The sequence below is a fragment of the Mesorhizobium sp. M4B.F.Ca.ET.143.01.1.1 genome (assembly GCF_004792275.1).
Taxonomy (GTDB): domain Bacteria; phylum Pseudomonadota; class Alphaproteobacteria; order Rhizobiales; family Rhizobiaceae; genus Mesorhizobium; species Mesorhizobium abyssinicae.
In genome coordinates this window covers 361,640-382,509 of record NZ_SRSR01000007.1, presented here as the reverse complement: position 1 = coordinate 382,509, position 20,870 = coordinate 361,640, and the positions used below count along the sequence as shown (strand labels likewise).

The following is a 20,870-nucleotide window of genomic DNA, read 5'->3' as shown; positions in this document are numbered from 1 at the left end:
AGGTTGAGAATCGTCTGTTTTTTGTCGCTGAAAGGCGTTAGAAGCCGCCCGATGGACCTGAACACGACAGAACGGAACGACATCGGCATCGCTGCCGACGGCCTGGCTGCCCCTCCGGCGGCGAAGAAAGTCTTCGTCAAGACCTATGGCTGCCAGATGAACGTCTACGACTCGCAGCGCATGACCGATGCGCTGGCGGCAGACGGCTATGTCGCGACCGATATGGTCGATGATGCTGACCTGGTGTTGCTCAACACCTGCCATATCCGCGAAAAGGCGGCGGAAAAAGTCTATTCCGAGCTTGGCCGCATCCGCGACCTGAAGGCCGAACGGGCCGGCACCGGCCGCGAGCTGCTGATCGGCGTCGCCGGCTGCGTGGCGCAGGCCGAAGGCGCCGAGATCATCCGCCGCGCGCCGGCCGTCGACCTGGTCATCGGCCCGCAGACCTATCACCGGCTTCCCGACGTGCTGGCAAGGGTGCGCGGCGGCGAGAAGATCGTCGAGACCGACTACGCCGTCGAGGACAAGTTCGAGCATCTGCCGCAGCCGAAGCGCGCCGAGGTCGCCAGGCGTGGCGTCACCGCCTTTCTCACCGTCCAGGAAGGCTGCGACAAGTTCTGCACCTTCTGCGTCGTGCCCTATACGCGCGGCTCCGAAGTCTCGCGGCCGGTGGCGAAAATCGTTGCCGAGGCCGAACGGCTGGCCGAGGCCGGCGTGCGCGAGGTGACGCTGCTCGGCCAGAACGTCAATGCCTGGCACGGCGAGGGCGAAAACGGCGAGGAATGGGGGCTGGGCCGCCTGCTGTTCAGGCTGGCCGAGATCCCTGGCCTGGCGCGGCTGCGCTACACCACCAGCCACCCGCGCGACATGGATGACGAGTTGATCGCCGCCCATCGCGACCTGCCGGCGCTGATGCCCTATCTGCATCTGCCGGTGCAGTCGGGTTCGGACAGGATCCTCAAGGCGATGAACCGCAGGCATACGGCGCGCGACTATCTGGCGCTGATCGATCGCATTCGCGCCGCGCGCGGCGATATCGCCATGTCCGGCGATTTCATCGTCGGCTTCCCCGGCGAGACGGAAGCCGATTTCGAGGCGACCATGCAGCTGGTGCGCGAGGTCGACTACGCCTCGGCCTTCTCGTTCAAATATTCGCCGCGTCCGGGCACGCCTGGCGCCGAAATGCCCGATCACGTGCCGGAAGCCGTCAAGGACGATCGCCTGCAGCGCCTGCAGGCCCTGCTCCTGAAGCAACAGCAGGATTTCGGCGCCAGCCTCGTCGGCAGGACCATCGGCACGCTGATCGAGAAGCCGGGCCGCCAGGCTGGCCAGAAGGTCGGCCGTTCGCCCTGGCTGCAGCCCGTTATTGTTGATGAAAAGGCCGGCGAAATCGGTGACATTATCGAGGTACGAATCACAAGGACGGGCTACAATAGCCTGTTCGCCGAGTTGGCCTGATGCATGTCGCTAGATTGTGCCCGCGGTTTTGGGACAACGAAATGCATAGCCACAAGCCTCGGCAGATGAGGAGAGACGGTTGAGCGCTGCTGAACTGAAGAACCTGCCCCCGAACCAGGCATCCGGGGCTTCCGACATGGCGCACATCGTTCTGACCTTCGACAACAACAAGCTTGCCAGCGCCCTGTATGGCCAGTTCGACGAGAACCTGGCGCGGCTCGAGCAGAAGCTCGGCGTCGACATCCGCTCGCGCGGCAACCAGCTGACGATCAAGGGCTCGGCCTCGGCCGCCGAGCAGGCGCGCCGCGCGCTGGACAACCTCTACGGCATCCTCCAGAAGGGCGTCGACATCGGCCAGTCCGACGTCGACGGCGCCGTGCGCATGGCGATCGCCGCCGACGACCAGCTGACGCTGCCGACGCTGGAGCGCAAGGGCAAGATGTCCGCCGCCCAGATAGCGACGCGCAAGAAGACCATCTACGCCCGCTCGCTCAACCAGGACGCCTATATGCGGGCGCTGGAGCGCTCCGAGCTCGTTTTCGGCATCGGCCCGGCCGGCACCGGCAAGACATATCTGGCGGTGGCGCATGCCGCGATGCTGCTCGAACGCGGCATGGTCGAGCGCATCGTGCTGTCGCGGCCGGCGGTCGAGGCCGGCGAGCGGCTGGGCTTCCTGCCCGGCGACATGAAGGAGAAGGTCGATCCGTATCTGCGGCCGCTCTACGACGCGCTTTACGATATGATGCCGGCCGACAAGGTCGAGCGGGCGATCGCCGCCGAAGTGATCGAGATCGCGCCGCTGGCCTTCATGCGCGGCCGCACGCTGGCACACGCCGCCGTCATCCTCGACGAGGCGCAGAACACGACGCCGATGCAGATGAAGATGTTCCTCACCCGTCTCGGCGAGAATTCGCGCATGATCGTCACCGGCGACCCGACCCAGATCGACCTGCCGCCGAACACCAAGTCTGGCCTTGTCGAGGCGCTGCGCATCCTCGACGGCGTCACCGGCATGGTGACGGTGCGCTTCAACGAGGGCGACGTCGTCAGGCATCCGCTGGTCGCCGAGATCGTCAAGGCCTATGACCGCGACGGCAAGCTGGCCAGGGGCCTGGGCGCGGAAAGCTGACGAAAAAGCCGCATGGCTGAAGACAGGAAACTTGGCGGCGGCCTGCCCGTCGACATCGATATTTCGATTGAGGCTGGCGATTGGCCCGACGAGGCGGGGCTGACGCGCCTGGTCGATCGCGCCGTGGCTGCCGCCTTTGCCGAAACCGGCGTCGACGGCGCTTCCGAGCTCAGCATCGTCTTTTCCGACGACGCCCACATCCGCACGCTGAACGCCGGCTGGCGCGGCAAGGACAAGCCGACCAACGTCTTGTCTTTCCCGGCTTTTCCGTTCCCGAAGGGCGGTCCGCTGCCGCCGATGCTGGGCGATATCGTGCTCGCCGCCGAGACGGTCGCGCGGGAAGCGGCACTGGAAGACAAGCCGCTGGCGAACCATATCACCCATCTCGTCATCCATGGCCTGCTGCATCTTCTGGGCCACGATCACGAGACCGACGCCGAGGCCGAGGAGATGGAAGCGATCGAGCGCGCGGCGCTCGCAAGGCTTGCCATTCCCGATCCCTACGCGTAACTAAAAAGACCAATTGACCGGACGACGATGAACGACAAACCAGAGACTGCCGCCCGCCCCGACGCCGGCAGTGCGGCCAAGCCTTCCGAAAAGACGGAAGAGGGCTCGAGTCCGAGTACCACGACCGGCAGCATCGCCAGCGAGCCATCGCCTGCCGGTCCTTCCCTGTTCGATCGCGTGCTCGGCCTGTTCAGGCAGCGCAACGGCACCAGCCTGCGCGAGGAGATCGCCGGCGCGCTTGCCGAAACGGCGAGCGATGCCGGCGCCTTCTCCCCCGGCGAGCGCGCCATGCTCAACAACATCCTGCGGCTGCGTGAAGTCCGCGTCGAGGACGTCATGGTGCCGCGCGCCGACATCGAGGCGGTGGAGATCACGACGACGCTCGGCGATCTGCTCGGTCTGTTCGAGCAGTCCGGTCATTCCCGCATGCCGGTCTACTCCGAGACGCTCGACGACCCGCGCGGCATGGTCCACATCCGCGACGTGCTCGCGCACATCACCAAGGTTGCCCGCGTCAAGAAGGGTCGCACCAGCCGCAAGACGCCGGCCGCGGCACTTCTCGACCTTGCCCAGGTCGATCTCGCCCGCACCATCGGCGACCTCAACCTGATCCGCCCGGTGCTGTTCGTGCCGCCCTCCATGCTTGCCTCCGATCTGATGGGCCGCATGCAGACGACGCGCACCCAGATGGCTTTGGTCATCGACGAATATGGCGGCACCGACGGCCTCGCCTCGCTGGAAGACATCGTCGAGATGGTGGTCGGCGACATCGAGGACGAGCATGACGACGATGAGCCGATGATCACCCAGTCCGGCGAGGGCAACTTCATCGTCGACGGCAAGGCCGAGATCGACGAGGTCGCCAAGATGATCGGCGAGGATTTCACCGCCGGTGAGCATGGCGAATATGTCGACACCATCGGCGGCATGATCTTCAACACGCTCGGCCGCGTGCCGGCCCGCGGCGAGGTGGTGCAGGCCATACCCGGCTTCGAGTTCCATGTCCTCGACGCCGATCCGCGCCGCGTCAAGCGCGTGCGCATCGTGCAGGTCCAGAAGGGCGAGCGCCGCCGCCGCGCCGCCCGCACCGAGCAGGCCTGAAGCCCGCCTGATGACGGTCGAGGATCCGTTCAAGCATGCCGTCCTTGGGTCCGGCATATTCTATAAGGACCCGCGTGCGGCTTTGACCTGGCTTGAAGCGGCCTTCGGTTTCGAGCCGAGCATGGTCGTCAGCGATGCCGAGGGCCGCCTCGTCCATTCCGAAATGCGCTTCGGCGACGGTTACATCGTCGTCGATTCAGAGTGGGCCGACCATGTCGCCAGCCCCGCTTCCGTCGGTGGCCGCAACACCCAGTCTGTCTATATCCGGCTGAAGGACGGGCTCGACGCCCATTGCGAGCAGGCGCGGCTGGCCGGGGCCGAGATCATCCAGGAACCGACCGAGCAGTTCTATGGCGAACGGCAATACCGCGCCCGCGACCCCGAAGGCCATGTCTGGACCTTCACGCAGACCTTGCGCGCGGTCCCGCGCGAGGAAGCCGAGCGGCTGAGCGGCCTCAGCATCGAGGGCTGGCACCGATAACATCAGATTGCGCTTATCGATGTTTGGAGCGCGGACCGCGGCCTGATAAATCTTTTGCCGTGATTCGCGCGACTCGGAAGCCTCAATGCAGCGCCTGGCCGGCCGGATAATTCTGCTCTGGGGGTGGCGACGGGCGCTGGTGGCGTTTCTCGCCGGAGCGCTGGCGGTCCTCGCCCAGGCGCCCTATGATTTCTTCGCCGTCTGCTTCATCTCGTTCCCGCTGCTGGTCTGGCTGCTCGACGGCGCCACCGGCGAGGCTTCCGACGGCTGGCTGAGGCGGCTGAAGCCGGCCTTCGCCATCGGCTGGTGGTTCGGCTTCGGCTATTTTCTCGCCGGCCTGTGGTGGATCGGCCAGGCGCTGCTTGTCGAGGCCGACAGCTTCGCCTGGGCCTTGCCCTTCGCGGTGGTCGGCATCCCCTTCGGGCTCGCCTTCTTCTACGGTTTCGTCACGGTCGTGGCGCGGCTGTTGTGGAGCAACGGCATCGGCCGCATCGCGGCACTCGCCTTCGGCTTCGGCCTGGCGGAATGGCTGCGCGATTTCCTGTTCACCGGCTTCCCCTGGAACGCCGTCGGCTATGCGGCGATGCCGGTTCCCCTGCTGATGCAGAGCGTCTCCGTGACCGGCATGATCGGCATGAACGCGCTCGCCGTCTTCGTCTTTTCGCTGCCCGCGCTGATCGCGGCGCGACGCCAGCTTCGGCTGGGCTTCGCGCTGCTCGGCATCCTCGTCGCCGCCCATGTCGGCTTCGGCTATGTCAGGCTCGCCGCTCCACTCGAGCCGGCGGCCCGTTCGGTCGATGTCCGCATCGTCCAGCCGGACGTCGACCTCAGCGAAAAATGGGACGCTTCGGTTCGCGACCGCATCTTCGCCACCTTGCTTGGCCTGTCGGGCAAGGCGCCGGAACCCGGCCATGCCAGGCCGCAGCTGATCCTGTGGCCGGAGACCTCGGTGCCGTTCCTGTTCACCGAGCGCCCGGACGCGCTGACGGCGCTGGGCGACATGCTCGGCGAAGGCCAGATGCTGATCGCCGGCGTCGTCCGCGAGGAGGGCGGCTCGGCGGCAGGCGCCGGCAGCCGCTATTACAATTCCGTGGTGGCGATCAACGACAAGGGCGAGATCGCCGACGCCGTCGACAAGATCCATCTGGTGCCGTTCGGCGAATATCTGCCTTTCGCCGACGTTTTCGACCGCTTCGGGGTCGAGCAGCTGGTCGCCGGCCCGATGAATTTCGCGCCCGGCAACGAGCGCCATCCGATCGTATTGCCGGATGGCGTCCGCGCGCTCCCCTTCATTTGCTACGAGGTCATCTTCCCCGACCTTGTGGCAGTTGACGCTACGTCATCTCAGCTTATTGTGAACGTCACGAACGATGCGTGGTTCGGTGATACGCCGGGCCCATACCAGCACTTCAGGCAGGCCCAGATTCGCGCGGTGGAGAATGGATTGCCTTTGTTGCGTGCGGCTAACAATGGCATTTCCGCCATTGTCGATCCGCGCGGCCGCATTGTCGACGCGCTCGCCGTCAATGCGCGCGGCGCAATCGATGCGCATGTGCCGATTTCTGGGCGCGCCCTCATTTCCGCCGGCCAGCGGCGAATTAACGGATTGATGATCATGTTCCTGTTCGCGCTGGGAGCACTCCTATCGAATGTAAGGCTACGGCTACGGGTGAATTGACAGCCGACACATTAGAAACTCATACTGTAAGCGCCTGAAATTTCTCGAAGTCGGTTGGAGGTTCTGTTGGGGCAGTTGGCTCCGGCTTCGTTTGGGCAAGAAAAAATAGAAAAAGCCGGAAAAATTCGGCGAGGAGAAAATGACAGAAGAAAATAAGAAAAAACCGAATCCGATCGACATCCATGTCGGAAGTCGCATCAGGCTTCGGCGCAATATGCTTGGAATGAGCCAGGAGAAGCTGGGTGAGAATCTCGGCATCACGTTTCAACAGATCCAGAAGTACGAGAAAGGCACGAACCGGGTCGGCGCCAGCCGTTTGCAGGCCATAGCGTCCATCCTCAGCGTGCCCGTAGCCTTCTTTTTCGAAGATGCCCCGGGTCAGGAGGCCGTGGGCAACCGAGGATTCGCCGAAGACCCGTCGATGGCATTCGCCGTCGAGTTCTGCGGCAGTCCGGAAGGGCTTCAGCTCAACCGCGCCTTCGTCAAGATTGCCGACGTCAAGGTGCGTCGCAGGATCATCGATCTGGTGAAATCGCTTTCTACCGACGACGCCGACTGATCCAGGGGACTTGTGCCACCGGCGGCGCCCCGCTGGTGGTGGCACAAGACAAACTGTGCTCACATTCATGCCGGAACCGCGGCAGCGCTTGACGAGCGGCGCCCGGCACCGCTAACACGTGGCGCGCCAAAAATCGGCAACCTGCCGATCTTTCTTCAAGAGGGGACACCCGTGACGCGGCTGAACTACTTCTTCACCTCGGAATCCGTTGCCGAGGGCCATCCCGATAAGGTTTGCGACCGTATCTCCGACGAAATCGTCGATCTCGTCTATCGCGAGGCCAAGAAGACCGGCATGGACCCGTGGAAAGTCCGTGTCGCTTGCGAGACCCTGGCGACGACCAATCGCGTCGTCATCGCCGGCGAGGTCCGGGTTCCAGAGACGCTGCTGAAGAAAGACAAGGCCGGCAACATCCTCAAGGACGCCGCCGGTCATCCGGTCGTCAATCCGGCAAAGTTCAAATCGGTTGCCCGCAAGGCGATCCGCGAGATCGGCTACGAGCAGGCCGGCTTCCACTGGAAGACGGCGAAGATCGATGTCCTGCTGCACGGCCAGTCGCCCGACATCGGCCAGGGCGTCGACAACGCCGCCGACCGCCAGGGCGAGGAAGGTGCCGGCGACCAGGGCATCATGTTCGGCTACGCCTGCCGCGAGACGCCGGACCTGATGCCGGCGCCGATCTACTACAGCCACAAGATACTCGAACTCCTGGCCGCCGCGCGCCATGAAGGCGACGGCGATGCCGGCAAGCTCGGGCCGGACGCCAAGAGCCAGGTCACCGTGCGCTATGTCGACGGCAAGGCCGCGGAAGCGACGCAGATCGTGCTGTCGACCCAGCATCTCGATGCGACCTGGGATTCCAAGAAGGTCCGCAAGGTCGTCGAGCCGTATATCCGCGAGGCCCTGGGCGATCTCAAGATCGCCGAGGACTGCAACTGGTACATCAATCCGACCGGCAAGTTCGTCATCGGCGGTCCGGATGGTGACGCCGGCCTCACCGGGCGCAAGATCATCGTCGACACCTATGGTGGCGCTGCGCCGCATGGCGGCGGCGCCTTCTCCGGCAAGGACACCACCAAGGTCGACCGCTCGGCAGCCTATGCGGCGCGCTACCTCGCCAAGAACGTGGTCGCCGCCAAGCTCGCCGACCGCTGCACCATCCAGTTGTCCTACGCCATCGGCGTCGCCCAGCCGCTGTCGGTCTATGTCGACCTGCACGGCACCGGCAAGGTCGACGAGGCGAGGCTGGAGGATGCGCTGCGCTCGGTCATGGACCTGTCGCCTTCCGGCATCCGCCGTCACCTCGACCTCAACCGGCCGATCTACGCGAAAACCTCGTCCTATGGCCATTTCGGCCGCAAGGCCGGCCGCGACGGTTCCTTCTCCTGGGAGAAGACCGATCTCGCCAAGGCGCTGAAGGACGCTGTCGCCGCCTGACGGCGACTGCAGACCTGTCCATGGATCCAAAAGACAGACCGAGCCGCGCGACCGAAGCTTTTTTCGGTCGCCGGCGCGGCAAAACCATCCGTCCGCAGCAGGCCGCGGCGCTCGAAAGCGGGTTTCGGACCTACAGGCTTGATCTGGCGGCCGCGCCGCCGGCCGAATTGCGGACGCTGTTTGACGCCGACGTTTCCGCCGTCCAGCTCGAGATCGGTTTCGGCGGCGGCGAGCACCTGCTGCATCGCGCGACGGCGGATCCGCAGACCGGCTTCATCGGCGTCGAGCCCTTCGTCAACGGCATGGCCAAGCTGATGATGGCGGTCCGGGAAAAGCCGCTGGCCAACCTCAGGGTTCATGACGACGACGCCACGCGGCTGCTCGACTGGCTGCCGCCGGCTTCACTCGACGGCATCGACCTGCTCTATCCCGATCCCTGGCCGAAGAAGAAGCACTGGAAGCGGCGCTTCGTCGGTCGGGTCAATCTCGACCGTTTCGCCCATGTGCTGAAGCCGGGCGGAAAATTCCGCTTCGCCTCCGACATCGACACTTATGTGAACTGGACGCTTTTGCATTGCCGGGCGCACGGCGCCTTTGCATGGCAGGCGCAGGAAGCGGCAGACTGGCATCGGCCCTATGATGGCTGGCCGGGCACGCGCTATGAGGCCAAGGCGCTGCGTGAGGGCCGGCGGCCCGCCTATCTGACTTTCGTCAGGACATAGGCCCGGCGCGATACGGTTGACCGCGCCAGGCGGGCAGCATCAGAAGCGCCCGATCTTTCAGAAGCGGCCCATCCTATCGAAGGCGGCCGGGTCCATGCCGAGCTTGCGCAGATCGTTGGCGCGCGGCCTGCGGCCGGCTTCGACGGACCGCGACGCGGCAACGGCGCTGCCGAATGTGGTGAAGATGTCGCCGATGGCGGAAAACAGCTTGCGGCTATCCATGATTTTCAACCTTTCGCGCGCCACCGCGCGCAATTTCTCTTGTTGTGCGATGCAACATAGATAGGCACGGCGCGCCTGGGATCACAGAGGCGTTGCCGCATGGACGCCATGCGCCCGGCGCAAGGCTGCTTGCGCCGGCCTCCATTGGCCGGGTAATCTGCAGCAAGAGCGCCGCGTTTGCCACGCTCCTCACGGCAGGCTTGAAACGCCGAGCGGGATCGTTTATATCAGCCTCAAATTCTTGGTCGGTATGACGAAGAGTGGGTCCACCCGGTCCCGCTCTTTTTTATTACCTGCCAGCCAGCCACGAAAAGAGCGACAGGGACCTGATGAGCGCAGCGGCAATCGACGCCGACGACCGTATCATCCGCGAAAGCGGGATCGATGCGCGCATAGCGCTGATCGTGCAGCCGGTGCTGCGCGGCATCGGCTTCCGCCTGGTGCGGGTGCATCTGTCGGGCCAGAACGGGCTGACGCTGCAGATCATGGCCGAACGCGAGGACGGCACCATGACCGTCGAGGATTGCGAGGAAGTCAGCCGCGCCGTGTCGCCCGCACTCGATGTCGAAGATCCGATCGAAAAGGCGTATCATCTCGAAGTGTCTTCGCCCGGCATCGACCGGCCGCTGGTGCGCAAGTCGGATTTCACCACCTGGACCGGCCATCTGGTCAAGATGGAGACCTCGGTTCTTGTCGGCGACCGCAAGCGCTTCAAGGGCAAGATCGCCGAGAGCGACGATGATGGCGTGCTGATCGCCCGCGACAAGGCGGCCTATGGCGAGGAGCCGACGGTGCGCGTGCCTTACGATGCGATCGCCGATGCCCGGCTGGTGCTGACCGACGATCTCATCCGCGACGCCCTGTCGAAGGACAACAGGGCGCGCAAGGAAGCCAAGAAGCGTCGCGGCGAAGCGGAAGACGCTGCCGCGGATACGGAAAACGAAACCGAACAGGACAATTGATTTGAGCCGCCCGGCGACAGGTCCGGCAACAGGCTCGGGAGAAAGACAATGGTTGTAAGCGCCAACAGACTGGAACTGCTGCAGATCGCCGACGCGGTCGCGCGTGAAAAGTCGATCGACAAGTCGATCGTCATCGCCGCCATGGCCGATGCGATCCAGAAGGCTGCGCGCTCGCGCTATGGCCAGGAGACCAACATCCGCGCCGACATCAACGCCAACACCGGCGAGATGAAGCTGCAGCGGCTGATGGAAGTGGTCGAGAAGGTCGAGGACTACGCCACGCAGATCGCCATTTCCTCGGCCCGCGAGCGCAACCCCGACGCCCAGCTCGGCGACTTCATCGCCGAACAGCTGCCGCCGATGGATTTCGGCCGCATCGCCGCCCAGTCGGCCAAGCAGGTCATCGTCCAGAAGGTGCGCGAGGCCGAGCGTGACCGCCAGTATGACGAATACAAGGACCGCATCGGCGAGATCGTCAACGGCACCGTCAAGCGTGTCGAATACGGCAACGTCATCGTCGATCTCGGCCGCGGCGAAGCGATCATCCGCCGCGACGAGCTGATTCCGCGCGAAAACTACAAATATGGCGACCGCGTCCGCGCCTATGTCTACGACGTGCGCCGCGAGCAGCGCGGCCCGCAGATCTTCCTGTCGCGAACCCATCCGCAGTTCATGGCGAAGCTCTTCACCATGGAAGTGCCGGAAATCTACGACGGCATCATCGAGATCAAGTCGGTGGCCCGCGATCCGGGCTCGCGCGCCAAGATCGCCGTCATCTCGCGCGATAGCTCGATCGATCCGGTCGGCGCCTGCGTCGGCATGCGCGGCAGCCGCGTCCAGGCGGTGGTCGGCGAATTGCAGGGCGAGAAGATCGACATCATTCCGTGGTCCCCGTCGGCCGCGTCCTTCATCGTCAACGCGCTGCAGCCGGCCGAGGTCGCCAAGGTGGTGCTCGACGAGGATGCCGAGCGCATCGAGGTCGTGGTGCCGGACGACCAGCTGTCGCTGGCCATCGGCCGTCGCGGCCAGAACGTCCGCCTTGCCTCGCAGCTCACCGGCTGGGACATCGATATCCTGACCGAGCAGGAAGAGAGCGAGCGCCGCCAGAAGGAATTCGTCGAGCGTTCGGCGCTGTTCATGGAAGCCCTCGACGTCGACGAGATGGTCGGCCAGGTGCTGGCCTCCGAGGGTTTCACCAGCGTCGAGGAAGTCGCCTATGTCGATGCCGGCGAAATCGCCTCCATCGATGGCTTCGACGAGGACACCGCTTCGGAGATCCAGACGCGCGCCCGTGAATATCTGGAGAAGATCGAGGCCGAGCATGACGACAAGCGCAAGGCGCTCGGCGTCGAGGACGAACTGCGCGAGATCCCCGGCATCACCACCGCCATGATGGTGACGCTCGGCGAGGACGGCGTGAAGACGATCGAGGATTTCGCCGGCTATGCCGCGGACGACCTGACCGGCTGGAAGGAACGCAAGGACGGCGAGACCAAGGTCTATCCGGGCGTGCTCGCCAGCCACGGCGTGTCGCGCGCCGATGCCGAGCAGATGGTTCTGGCTGCCCGCCTCAAGGCCGGCTGGATCACCGAGGACGAGCTTGCCGCGCAGGAAGCGCCGGCTGACGAAGCCGTCGGTGCGTGAGGTGAAACCGCATCGCACAGAACCCGCCCCCGGACGAGATGAACGATCGCACCTGCATCGTCACCCGCAAGCAGGCCGAACCGGATGAATTGATCCGTTTCGTCGTCGGCCCGGATTCGGCCGTCGTCCCGGACCTCAAGAGAAATCTGCCCGGCCGCGGTTGCTGGGTCAGCGCCGAGCGCCTACATGTCGACAAGGCAGCGGCGAAAAACCTGTTTGCCCGCGCCTTCAAGGCGCAGGTGAACGTTGCCGCCGATCTCGGCGGCATTGTCGACGGGCTGCTTTCCCGATCCGCGCTGGGTATGCTGGGCCTCGCCCGCAAGGCCGGCGCGGTCGTTCTCGGCGCTGCCAAGGTCGAGAACGCGGTGCGCGACGGTCAGGCTTTGCTGGTGCTTCATGCGACCGAAGCATCGGATGACGGCGTTCGCAAGATCAGCCAGGCGCGGCGGGCGACCGTTCATCTCGGCGGCCCCGCCATCCCTGCCTACAAACTTTTCCCCGAGGCCGAGTTGAGCTTGGCATTGGGGGGTACAAATGTGATACATGCTGCCGTCCTCGCGCAAGACGCGGGAAGGGCGGTTGAGAAGCGCATGGTTGCGCTCGACCGGTATCGGGGCGGTACCCCGGACGATCTGGCAATGCTTGCGGACGTTGCTGACGAAGATGATGCCGCAGAGGATATGGAATGAGCGATACGAAATCGGGCGACGACAAGACGTTGAGCGTTACGCCGAAGAAGACCTTGACGCTGAAGCGCCCCGGCATGGAACAGGGCACTGTGCGCCAGAACTTCTCGCACGGCCGCACCAAGGCGGTCGTCGTCGAGACCAAGAAGCGCAAGTTCTCGCTGCACGGCGACAAGCCGGAGCCGGCGGCCGCTCCCGTGTCCGTCTTCGCGCCGAAGCCCGCCGCCGCGGCGGCGCCCGCTGTCCAGGAAGCGCCGAAGGCGCCACCGCCGCCGCCTCCAGCCGAGCGTGGCGGCATGGTGCTCAACGAATTGTCGCGCGGCGAGATGGAAGCCCGCCGCAGGGCGCTCGAAGGCTCCAAGGCGCGCGAGATCGAAGATCGCCAGCGTGCCCAGGAAGATGCCAAGCGCCGCGCCGATGACGAGGAACGTCGCCGTCGCGAGCGTGAGGAATCCGCGCGCCGCCAGGCCGAGGAAGAAGCGCGGCTGCAGACCGAGGCCGAATCCCGGCGCCGCGCCGAGGAAGAGGCGCGCCGCCGCGCGCCGCAGGCCGCCGAGCTGGCGACGCCGGACGATGAGGAAGAGGTCAAGCCGAAGCGCACCAGTGGCGCAGGCGCCCCCGTGCGCCGCCTGGTTACGCCCGAAGTGGCGCGTCCAGCCAAGCCGACCAAGGGCGAGGAAGATCGTCGCCGCGGCAAGCTGACGCTGAATTCGGCGCTCTCCGACGAGGATGCGCGCGCTCGCTCGCTGTCGTCGATGCGCCGCCGTCAAGAGAAGTTCAAGCGCGCGATGCATAACGAGCCGCGCGAGAAGGTCATGCGCGAAGTGATCCTGCCCGAAACCATCACCATCCAGGAACTGGCGCAGCGCATGTCCGAGCGCGCCGTCGACGTGGTCAAGTTCTTCATGAAGCAGGGCCAGATCATGAAGCCGGGCGACGTCATCGACGCCGACACCGCCGAACTGGTGGCCACTGAATTCGGCCACACGGTGCGCCGCGTCGCCGAGTCCGACATCGAGGAAGGCCTGTTCAACATCGCCGACCGTGCCGAAGACCTGGTGGCGCGTCCGCCTGTGGTCACGATCATGGGCCACGTCGACCACGGCAAGACCTCGCTGCTCGACGCCATCCGCAACGCCAATGTCGTCTCCGGCGAAGCCGGCGGCATCACCCAGCACATCGGCGCCTACCAGGTCGAGAAGAACGGTCAGAAGATCACCTTCATCGACACGCCCGGCCACGCCGCCTTCACGGCGATGCGCGCCCGTGGCGCCCAGGCGACCGACATCGCCGTGCTGGTGGTTGCGGCCGACGACAGCGTGATGCCGCAGACGATCGAATCGATCAGCCATGCCAAGGCGGCCGGCGTGCCGATCATCGTCGCCATCAACAAGATCGACAAGCGTGACGCCGACCCGCAAAAGGTGCGTTCCGAACTGCTGCGCCATGAGGTTTTCGTCGAGTCCATGGGCGGCGAGGTGCTGGACGTCGAAGTGTCGGCGACCAAGGGCACCAATCTCGACAAGCTGCTCGAAGCGATCCTGCTGCAGGCCGAAATCCTCGACCTGAAAGCCAATCCGGACCGCACCGCCGAGGGCGTCGTCATCGAGGCGCAGCTCGACAAGGGCCGCGGCCCCGTCGCCACCGTGCTGGTGCAGACCGGCACGCTGATGCCGGGCGACATCCTCGTCGCCGGCAACGAGTGGGGCCGGGTGCGCGCGCTGGTCAACGATCGTGGCGAGCACGTCAAGGAAGCGCCGCCGGCGATGCCGGTGGAGGTGCTGGGCCTGCAGGGCACCCCGCAGGCCGGCGATCGCTTCGCCGTCGTCAACAACGAGGCCCGCGCCCGCGAGATCACCGAATACCGTCAGCGCCTGGCGCGCGAGAAGGCGGTGGCCAAGCATGCCGGCCAGCGCGGCTCGCTGGAGCAGATGATGTCGCAGTTGCAGACGAGCGGGCTGAAGGAGTTCCCGCTGGTCATCAAGGGCGACGTGCAGGGCTCGATCGAGGCGATCAGCGCCGCACTCGAGAAGCTCGGCAACGACGAAGTGCGCGCGCGCATCGTCCATGCCGGAGCCGGCGGCATCACCGAAAGCGACGTGTCGCTGGCGGAGACCTCCGGTGCCGCGATCATCGGCTTCAATGTCCGCGCCAATACGCAGGCACGTGCCGCCGCCGCGGCCGCCGGCATCGAGATCCGCTACTACTCGATCATCTACAATCTCGTCGATGACGTGAAGGCGGCTCTCTCCGGCATGCTCTCGCCGGAGCGTCGCGAGACCTTCATCGGCAATGCCGAGATCCTCGAGATCTTCGACATCACCAAGGTCGGCAAGATCGCCGGCTGCCGTGTCACCGAAGGCAAGGTCGAACGCGGCGCCGGCGTGCGCCTGATCCGCGACAACGTCGTCATCCACGAAGGCACGCTGAAGACACTGAAGCGCTTCAAGGACGAGGTTTCGGAAGTGCCGGGCGGCCAGGAGTGCGGCATGGCCTTCCAGAACTACGAGGACATGCGCGTCGGCGACGTCATCGAGTGCTTCCGCATCGAGATGGTGACCCGCACGCTCTAAGTTCGAGCATCGCATTGAGAAGTCCGGGCGGTGGTCGCAAGGCCGCCGCCCACATCACATGAGACATGCGGCGCGGTCCCATCCCGCGCATCACGATTTCAGGACCGAGGAAAATGTCCCGTTCAACCACGTCAGGCCCGTCCCAGCGCATGCTGCGTGTCGGTGAGCAGGTGCGCCACGCGCTGTCCGAAACCTTGCAGCGCGGCGAGATCATCGATCCGCTGATCGAGAACAGCGTGATCTCGGTTTCCGAGGTCCGCATGTCGCCCGATCTGAAGATCGCCACCGCTTTCGTCTCGCCGCTCGGCGCCAGCGACGACAATGCCGTGGTCGAAGCGCTCAACAAGCATGCGAAATTCATCCGCGGCCGTGTCTCGGGCGCGCTGAGGCAGATGAAGTACATGCCGGAGTTTCGCTTCCGGCTGGACACGTCCTTCGACAATTTCGCCCGCATCAACGATTTGCTGAAGTCGCCGGAAGTGGCGCGGGATCTCAGCAACGACGACGACAAAGACAAAGACGACAAGAAGGACAGCGAATAGTGGGCCGTCGCGGCAAGAAGAAGGGCAGGCCGGTTTCCGGCTGGGTGGTTCTGGACAAGCCGGTCGGCATGGGTTCGACCGAGGCCGTCTCCAAGATCAAATGGCTGTTCCAGGCCGAGAAGGCCGGCCATGCCGGCACGCTCGACCCGCTGGCGTCGGGAATGCTGCCGATCGCGCTCGGCGAAGCGACCAAGACCGTGCCCTACGTGCAGGACGGCGCCAAGGTCTATCGCTTTACCGTCGCCTGGGGCGAGGAGCGCTCGACCGATGATCTCGAGGGCCCGGTGACCAACAGCTCGGAGCGCCGTCCGGCCGAGGCCGAGGTGAAGGCGCTGTTGCCGAAATACACCGGCGTCATCATGCAAACGCCGCCGCAGTTCTCCGCCATCAAGATCGCCGGCGAGCGCGCCTATGACCTCGCCCGCGAGGGCGAGACGGTCGACATCCCCGCGCGCGAGATCGAGATCGGCCGCCTCGATATTGTCGAGCACGACGCCGGCCGCACCGTTTTCGAGGTCGAATGCGGCAAGGGCACCTATGTGCGTTCGCTCGCTCGCGACATGGGCCGCGACCTCGGCTGCTTCGGCCATATCGCGGAGCTGCGCCGTGTCGAGGTCGAGCCGTTCACGCCGGAGGACTTCGTCACCGTCGCCGAACTCGAAGCCGCCCGTTTCGGCGAACGCGGCGAGGTGGCGGGGGATGACGACGCATCCGACGCGCCGGTCGACTTCGATGCCATCGACGCGCTGCTGGTCGACACCGCGGCAGCGCTCGAGTGCCTGCCGCAGGTCACCGTCAGCGACGACGCGGCGACCAGAATCCGGCTCGGCAATCCGGTCATCATCCGCGGCCGAGACGCTCCGGTCGAGGCCGAGGAAGCCTGCGCCACGGTGCGCGGCAGGCTGGTCGCCATCGGCGCCATCGAGCAGGGCATGTTCAAGCCCAAGCGGGTCTTTGCCGGATGACGGCGCTCGGCTAGTTTCGGTTCGGCATTGGGGGCAGGGGGATATGGCGAAAGCTGAGACGGCAACGAAGCGCGGGCCGATGAAGACCCGCCGGCCACCGGTCGGCGCCTCGCCGGGCACACTGATCGCCGATCCGGCGGCACGGCGCAGCGAGCTCCGGCTGACGCTGATCTCGCCCGACAAATTCGAGACCATCGAGAACGCCAGTATCGATGATCTCAATGCCCATTGCGACCAGTGGCCCGTCGTCTGGCTGGATTGCACCGGCCTCGCCAACATCCCGCTGATCGAGGAGATCGGCCGCATCTTCAGCCTGCATCCGCTGGCGCTTGAAGATGTCGTCAACACTGGCCAACGGCCGAAGGTGGACTTCTTCGAGGACCATGCCTTTGTCGTCATGCGCATGATCGACGATGTCACGGCCCATCGCTACGAGCAGATCGCGGTCTTCTTCGGCAGCAACTTCGTCGTCACCTTCCAGGAGCGCGAGGGCGATCCGTTCAATCCGGTTCGCAAGCGCATCGCCAGCTCGGTGCCGAACCGGCTGCGCGCGCGCGGCGCCGACTATCTCGCCTATGCGTTGATCGACGCCATCGTCGACAGCTATTTCCCGCCGATCGAGGCCGCCAGCGAATTGGTCGACGGCATCGAGGACGAGATGCTGCGCGCGCCGCACAAGCAGCAGATGCGGCAACTGCACGAGTTGCGGCGCGACGCCAACGTGCTGAAGGGTGTGCTTTGGCCGATGCGCGATGCGCTGGCGACGCTGATCCGCAACGACGTGCCCTACGTGAAGGCCGAGACCAAGGTCTTCTTCAACGACACGCTCGATCATTCGCTGCGCCTGATCGAATTGGTCGAAACCCAGCGCGACATGCTGACCGGGCTGATCGAGATGCACCTGTCGCTGAGCCAGGCGCGCACCAACGACGTCATCTCCTATCTGACCATCGTCTCGGTGATCTTCATGCCGCTGACCTTCCTGGTCGGCGTCTGGGGCATGAACTTCGACCCCGATACCTCGCCATGGAACATGCCGGAGTTGAAGGCCTATTACGGCTACCCCACGGCGCTGCTGTTCATGGCCCTCGTTGCCGCCGGGCTGATTGCTTTCTTCAAGTGGAAGAAGTGGTTGTAGTCGAACGCAAATCTTCAGTTTTCAGGGAAAAGGCCTGCGACAAGCCGGCTTGTGATTTGGGCTGGCGTTTTCCGGGGAATTGCCCTATATGCGCCGCAGCTTCGCGCCGTGTCGCGTTGCTTGCACCGGCCCCTGCTGGACGACATCCCGGCTGAGGGCGACCCGTTTCCTCCAACAGATAAGGAAAAACACGATGTCGATTACTGCCGAGCGCAAAAAGGAATTGATGGGTGAATTCGCAACCGCCAAGGGCGATACCGGGTCTCCGGAAGTCCAGGTGGCCATCCTTTCCGAGCGCATCAAGAACCTGACCGACCACTTCAAGGACCACAAGAAGGATAACCATTCCCGCCGTGGTCTGCTCGCTCTCGTCTCCCAGCGCCGCAGCCTGCTTGATTATCTCAAGCGCAAGGACGACGCGCGCTATCAGACGCTGATCGAGAAGCTCGGTCTGCGCCGTTGACGAATTGACCGGCGGGCTTTCCTCGGGAGAGCCCGCCGGTCGCGCATTTGGTGCATCGGATCGCTCCAGTGCACCAATGACAGGATGAAGCGCCGCGCATCGATCGGATACGCAAACGGACGCTTCGCGAAGTTGGCATTTGCGCATGGCCGTTCCGAGAGCCGCGGCTTTCAGGTCATGCGCAAGGCCGGTCGGATCGATCGGCCAGACCCGGTTTCGAGCCAGCAAAGGGCTGCTTGGAACCGCCCATGGACGGTCATGGGGCAGGATTGCAGGATGCTCGTGCGGCCAGCGTGCCGGGATTGATGCGAGCGTCCCGTTGTCTTGCCCGTGGCTGCCCGAGAAAAGAAGCCAGGGGAAAGGGCATCCGCGCACGACAAGCCGCGCGACCCTTTCCGCATATGAAGGACAAGACATGTTCAATCACCACAAAGTGGAAATCGAGTGGGGCGGCCGTCCGCTCGTTCTGGAAACCGGCAAGATCGCGCGCCAGGCTGACGGCGCGGTGCTCGCCACCTACGGCGAGACCAAGGTCCTCGCCACCGTCGTTTCGATGAAGGAGCCGAAGCCCGGCCTCGATTTCTTTCCGCTGACCGTCAATTACCAGGAAAAGACCTACGCCGCCGGCAAGATCCCGGGCGGCTATTTCAAGCGCGAGGGACGTCCGAGCGAGAAGGAAACGCTGGTTTCCCGCCTGATCGACCGCCCGATCCGCCCGCTCTTCGCCGATGGCTACAAGAACGACACCCAGATCGTCGTCACCGTCGTCCAGCACGACCTCGAGAACGATCCGGACATCCTGTCGATCGTTGCCACCTCGGCCGCGCTGACGCTGTCCGGTGTCCCCTTCATGGGCCCGATCGGTGGTGCCCGCGTCGGCTACATCAACGGCGAGTACGTGCTTAACCCGCATATCGACGAGATGCAGGAATCCAAGCTCGACCTCGTCGTCGCCGGCACCACCGATGCCGTGCTGATGGTCGAATCCGAGGCCAAGGAACTCTCCGAAGAGCTGATGCTCGGCGCCGTCATGTTCGGCCACAAGGGCTTCCAGCCGGTGATCGAGGCGATCATCAAGCTGGCCGAGGTCGCCGCCAAGGATCCGCGCGACTTCACCGCCCCGGACTATTCCGCGCTCGAAGGCGAGATGCTGAAGATCGTCGGCGACGAGCTTCGCGATGCCTACAAGATCACCGACAAGCAGGCCCGCTATGCCGCCGTCGACGCCGTCAAGGCGAAGGTGAAGGCGGCGTTCGCGCCGGCCGAAGGCGAGGAAGCCAGGTACACGTCCGAGCAGATCGGCTCCGTGTTCAAGGAACTCCAGGCCAAGGTCGTGCGCTGGAACATCCTCGACACCGGCTCGCGCATCGATGGCCGCGACCTGAAGACGGTCCGCAAGATCGTCTCCGAAGTCGGCGTCCTGCCGCGCACCCACGGTTCGGCGCTGTTCACCCGCGGCGAGACCCAGGCGCTGGTCGTCGCCACGCTCGGCACCGGCGAGGACGAGCAGTATGTCGACTCGCTGACCGGCATGTACAAGGAGAAGTTCCTCCTCCACTACAACTTCCCGCCCTACTCGGTCGGCGAGACCGGCCGCATGGGCTCGCCGGGCCGCCGCGAGATCGGCCACGGCAAGCTTGCCTGGCGCGCCATCCGGCCGATGCTGCCCTCCGCCGACCAGTTCCCCTACACGCTGCGCGTCGTCTCGGAGATCACCGAGTCCAACGGTTCGTCCTCGATGGCGACCGTCTGCGGCACCTCGCTGGCGCTGATGGATGCCGGCGTGCCGCTGGCCAAGCCGGTTGCCGGCATCGCCATGGGCCTGATCAAGGAAGGCGAGCGCTTCGCGGTGCTCTCCGACATCCTGGGCGATGAAGATCATCTCGGCGACATGGACTTCAAGGTCGCCGGCACAGCCAACGGCATCACCTCGCTGCAGATGGACATCAAGATCGAGGGCATCACCGAGGAGATCATGCAGATCGCGCTGGACCAGGCCAAGGATGGCCGCCAGCATATCCTCGGCGAGATGGCGCATGCTCTGACCGGCGCTCGCCCCGAACTCGGTGAGTTCGCGCCACGCATCGAAGTCATGCACATCCCGACCGACAAGATCCGCGACGTCATCGGTTCCGGCGGCAAGGTCATCCGCGAGATCGTCGAGAAGACCGGCGCCAAGATCAACATCGAGGACGACGGCACGATCAAGATCGCTTCGGCCAACGCCAAGGAGATCGAGGCGGCGAAGAAGTGGATCCACACCATCGTTGCCGAGCCGGAAGTCGGCGAGATCTATGAAGGCACGGTCGTCAAGACCGCCGACTTCGGCGCCTTCGTCAACTTCTTCGGTCCGCGCGACGGCCTCGTTCACATTTCGCAGCTGGCCAACGAGCGCGTCGCCAAGACCTCCGACGTCGTCAAGGAAGGCGACAAGGTCTGGGTCAAGCTGATGGGCTTCGACGAGCGCGGCAAGGTCCGCCTGTCGATGAAGGTCGTCGACCAGGCCACCGGCAAGGAAATCGTGCGCGAGAAGAAGGCTGAAGGCGGCGAGGAAGACGCTGCCTGATCGGGCTGACCAGACAGTTGAGACGGGCGCGGCT

General features: G+C 64.8%; 19 protein-coding genes. 18 read left to right on the top strand and 1 reads right to left on the bottom strand.

Translation table 11 applies throughout. The annotated features are described in order from the left end of the window. The first annotated feature begins 51 nt into the window (after positions 1-51). The 9 genes from miaB (at position 52) to EN786_RS19995 (ending at position 9,075) form a co-directional block, all read left to right on the top strand. On the top strand, positions 52-1,458 hold the full coding sequence (gene miaB, locus EN786_RS20035) for a tRNA (N6-isopentenyl adenosine(37)-C2)-methylthiotransferase MiaB (protein WP_135908749.1): 1,407 nt from the start codon (positions 52-54) through the stop codon (positions 1,456-1,458). A 79-nt stretch (positions 1,459-1,537) separates the two neighbouring features. Continuing rightward, the gene (locus EN786_RS20030) at positions 1,538-2,587 is read left to right on the top strand and encodes a PhoH family protein (RefSeq protein WP_126056677.1); all 1,050 of its coding nucleotides are present in this window, start codon (positions 1,538-1,540) and stop codon (positions 2,585-2,587) included. A 12-nt stretch (positions 2,588-2,599) separates the two neighbouring features. After that, positions 2,600-3,097 (top strand): rRNA maturation RNase YbeY, encoded by a 498-nt coding sequence (gene ybeY, locus EN786_RS20025; RefSeq protein ID WP_127282752.1) that lies wholly within the window; start codon positions 2,600-2,602, stop codon positions 3,095-3,097. 27 nt (positions 3,098-3,124) lie between these two features. After that, complete coding sequence (locus EN786_RS20020) at positions 3,125-4,198, top strand: hemolysin family protein (RefSeq protein ID WP_127282753.1); 1,074 nt, start codon at positions 3,125-3,127, stop codon at positions 4,196-4,198. A 10-nt stretch (positions 4,199-4,208) separates the two neighbouring features. Further along, a complete protein-coding gene (locus tag EN786_RS20015; RefSeq protein WP_127282754.1) occupies positions 4,209-4,679 on the top strand; it encodes a VOC family protein in 471 nt (156 codons plus the stop codon). A gap of 85 nt (positions 4,680-4,764) precedes the next feature. After that, positions 4,765-6,357: an apolipoprotein N-acyltransferase gene (lnt, locus tag EN786_RS20010; protein WP_127309470.1), complete on the top strand. Its 1,593-nt coding sequence runs from the start codon at positions 4,765-4,767 to the stop codon at positions 6,355-6,357. Positions 6,358-6,496: 139 nt separating this feature from the next. Continuing rightward, a complete protein-coding gene (locus EN786_RS20005) occupies positions 6,497-6,916 on the top strand; it encodes a helix-turn-helix domain-containing protein (RefSeq protein ID WP_127282756.1) in 420 nt (139 codons plus the stop codon). Positions 6,917-7,087: 171 nt separating this feature from the next. Continuing rightward, complete coding sequence (gene metK / locus EN786_RS20000) at positions 7,088-8,353, top strand: methionine adenosyltransferase (protein WP_127282757.1); 1,266 nt, start codon at positions 7,088-7,090, stop codon at positions 8,351-8,353. 20 nt (positions 8,354-8,373) lie between these two features. After that, positions 8,374-9,075 (top strand): tRNA (guanosine(46)-N(7))-methyltransferase TrmB, encoded by a 702-nt coding sequence (locus tag EN786_RS19995; RefSeq protein WP_127282758.1) that lies wholly within the window; start codon positions 8,374-8,376, stop codon positions 9,073-9,075. Between the two features lie 57 nt (positions 9,076-9,132). Here EN786_RS19995 and EN786_RS19990 read toward each other — a convergent pair whose 3' ends face one another. Next, positions 9,133-9,297, bottom strand: a complete 165-nt coding sequence (locus EN786_RS19990; RefSeq protein ID WP_127282759.1) for a hypothetical protein — start codon at positions 9,295-9,297, stop codon at positions 9,133-9,135. Between the two features lie 329 nt (positions 9,298-9,626). Between EN786_RS19990 and rimP the strand changes: the two genes are divergently transcribed. The 9 genes from rimP to pnp all read left to right on the top strand — a co-directional run bounded on the left by rimP (position 9,627) and on the right by pnp (position 20,836). Further along, positions 9,627-10,259 carry a ribosome maturation factor RimP gene (gene rimP, locus EN786_RS19985; protein WP_127282760.1) on the top strand — a complete coding sequence of 211 codons (633 nt, stop codon included), beginning with the start codon at positions 9,627-9,629 and terminating at the stop codon, positions 10,257-10,259. Positions 10,260-10,307: 48 nt separating this feature from the next. Next, positions 10,308-11,903 (top strand): transcription termination factor NusA, encoded by a 1,596-nt coding sequence (gene nusA, locus EN786_RS19980; protein ID WP_127282761.1) that lies wholly within the window; start codon positions 10,308-10,310, stop codon positions 11,901-11,903. 38 nt (positions 11,904-11,941) lie between these two features. Further along, on the top strand, positions 11,942-12,592 hold the full coding sequence (locus tag EN786_RS19975; protein ID WP_127282762.1) for an RNA-binding protein: 651 nt from the start codon (positions 11,942-11,944) through the stop codon (positions 12,590-12,592). Next, positions 12,589-15,162, top strand: a complete 2,574-nt coding sequence (gene infB, locus EN786_RS19970) for a translation initiation factor IF-2 (RefSeq protein WP_127282763.1) — start codon at positions 12,589-12,591, stop codon at positions 15,160-15,162. Before EN786_RS19975 ends, infB begins: the two co-directional genes overlap by 4 nt. A 113-nt stretch (positions 15,163-15,275) precedes the next feature. Next, a complete protein-coding gene (rbfA, locus tag EN786_RS19965) occupies positions 15,276-15,704 on the top strand; it encodes a 30S ribosome-binding factor RbfA (RefSeq protein ID WP_127282764.1) in 429 nt (142 codons plus the stop codon). Next, a complete protein-coding gene (gene truB / locus EN786_RS19960) occupies positions 15,704-16,669 on the top strand; it encodes a tRNA pseudouridine(55) synthase TruB (RefSeq protein ID WP_127282765.1) in 966 nt (321 codons plus the stop codon). Before rbfA ends, truB begins: the two co-directional genes overlap by 1 nt. Positions 16,670-16,712: 43 nt before the next feature. Beyond that, entirely contained in the window at positions 16,713-17,807 is a 1,095-nt protein-coding gene (corA, locus tag EN786_RS19955; RefSeq protein WP_127282766.1) for a magnesium/cobalt transporter CorA, read from the top strand. Between the two features lie 88 nt (positions 17,808-17,895). After that, the gene (gene rpsO, locus EN786_RS19950) at positions 17,896-18,270 is read left to right on the top strand and encodes a 30S ribosomal protein S15 (RefSeq protein WP_281033866.1); all 375 of its coding nucleotides are present in this window, start codon (positions 17,896-17,898) and stop codon (positions 18,268-18,270) included. 415 nt (positions 18,271-18,685) lie between these two features. Continuing rightward, entirely contained in the window at positions 18,686-20,836 is a 2,151-nt protein-coding gene (gene pnp / locus EN786_RS19945) for a polyribonucleotide nucleotidyltransferase (RefSeq protein ID WP_127282767.1), read from the top strand. Positions 20,837-20,870 lie beyond the last annotated feature (34 nt).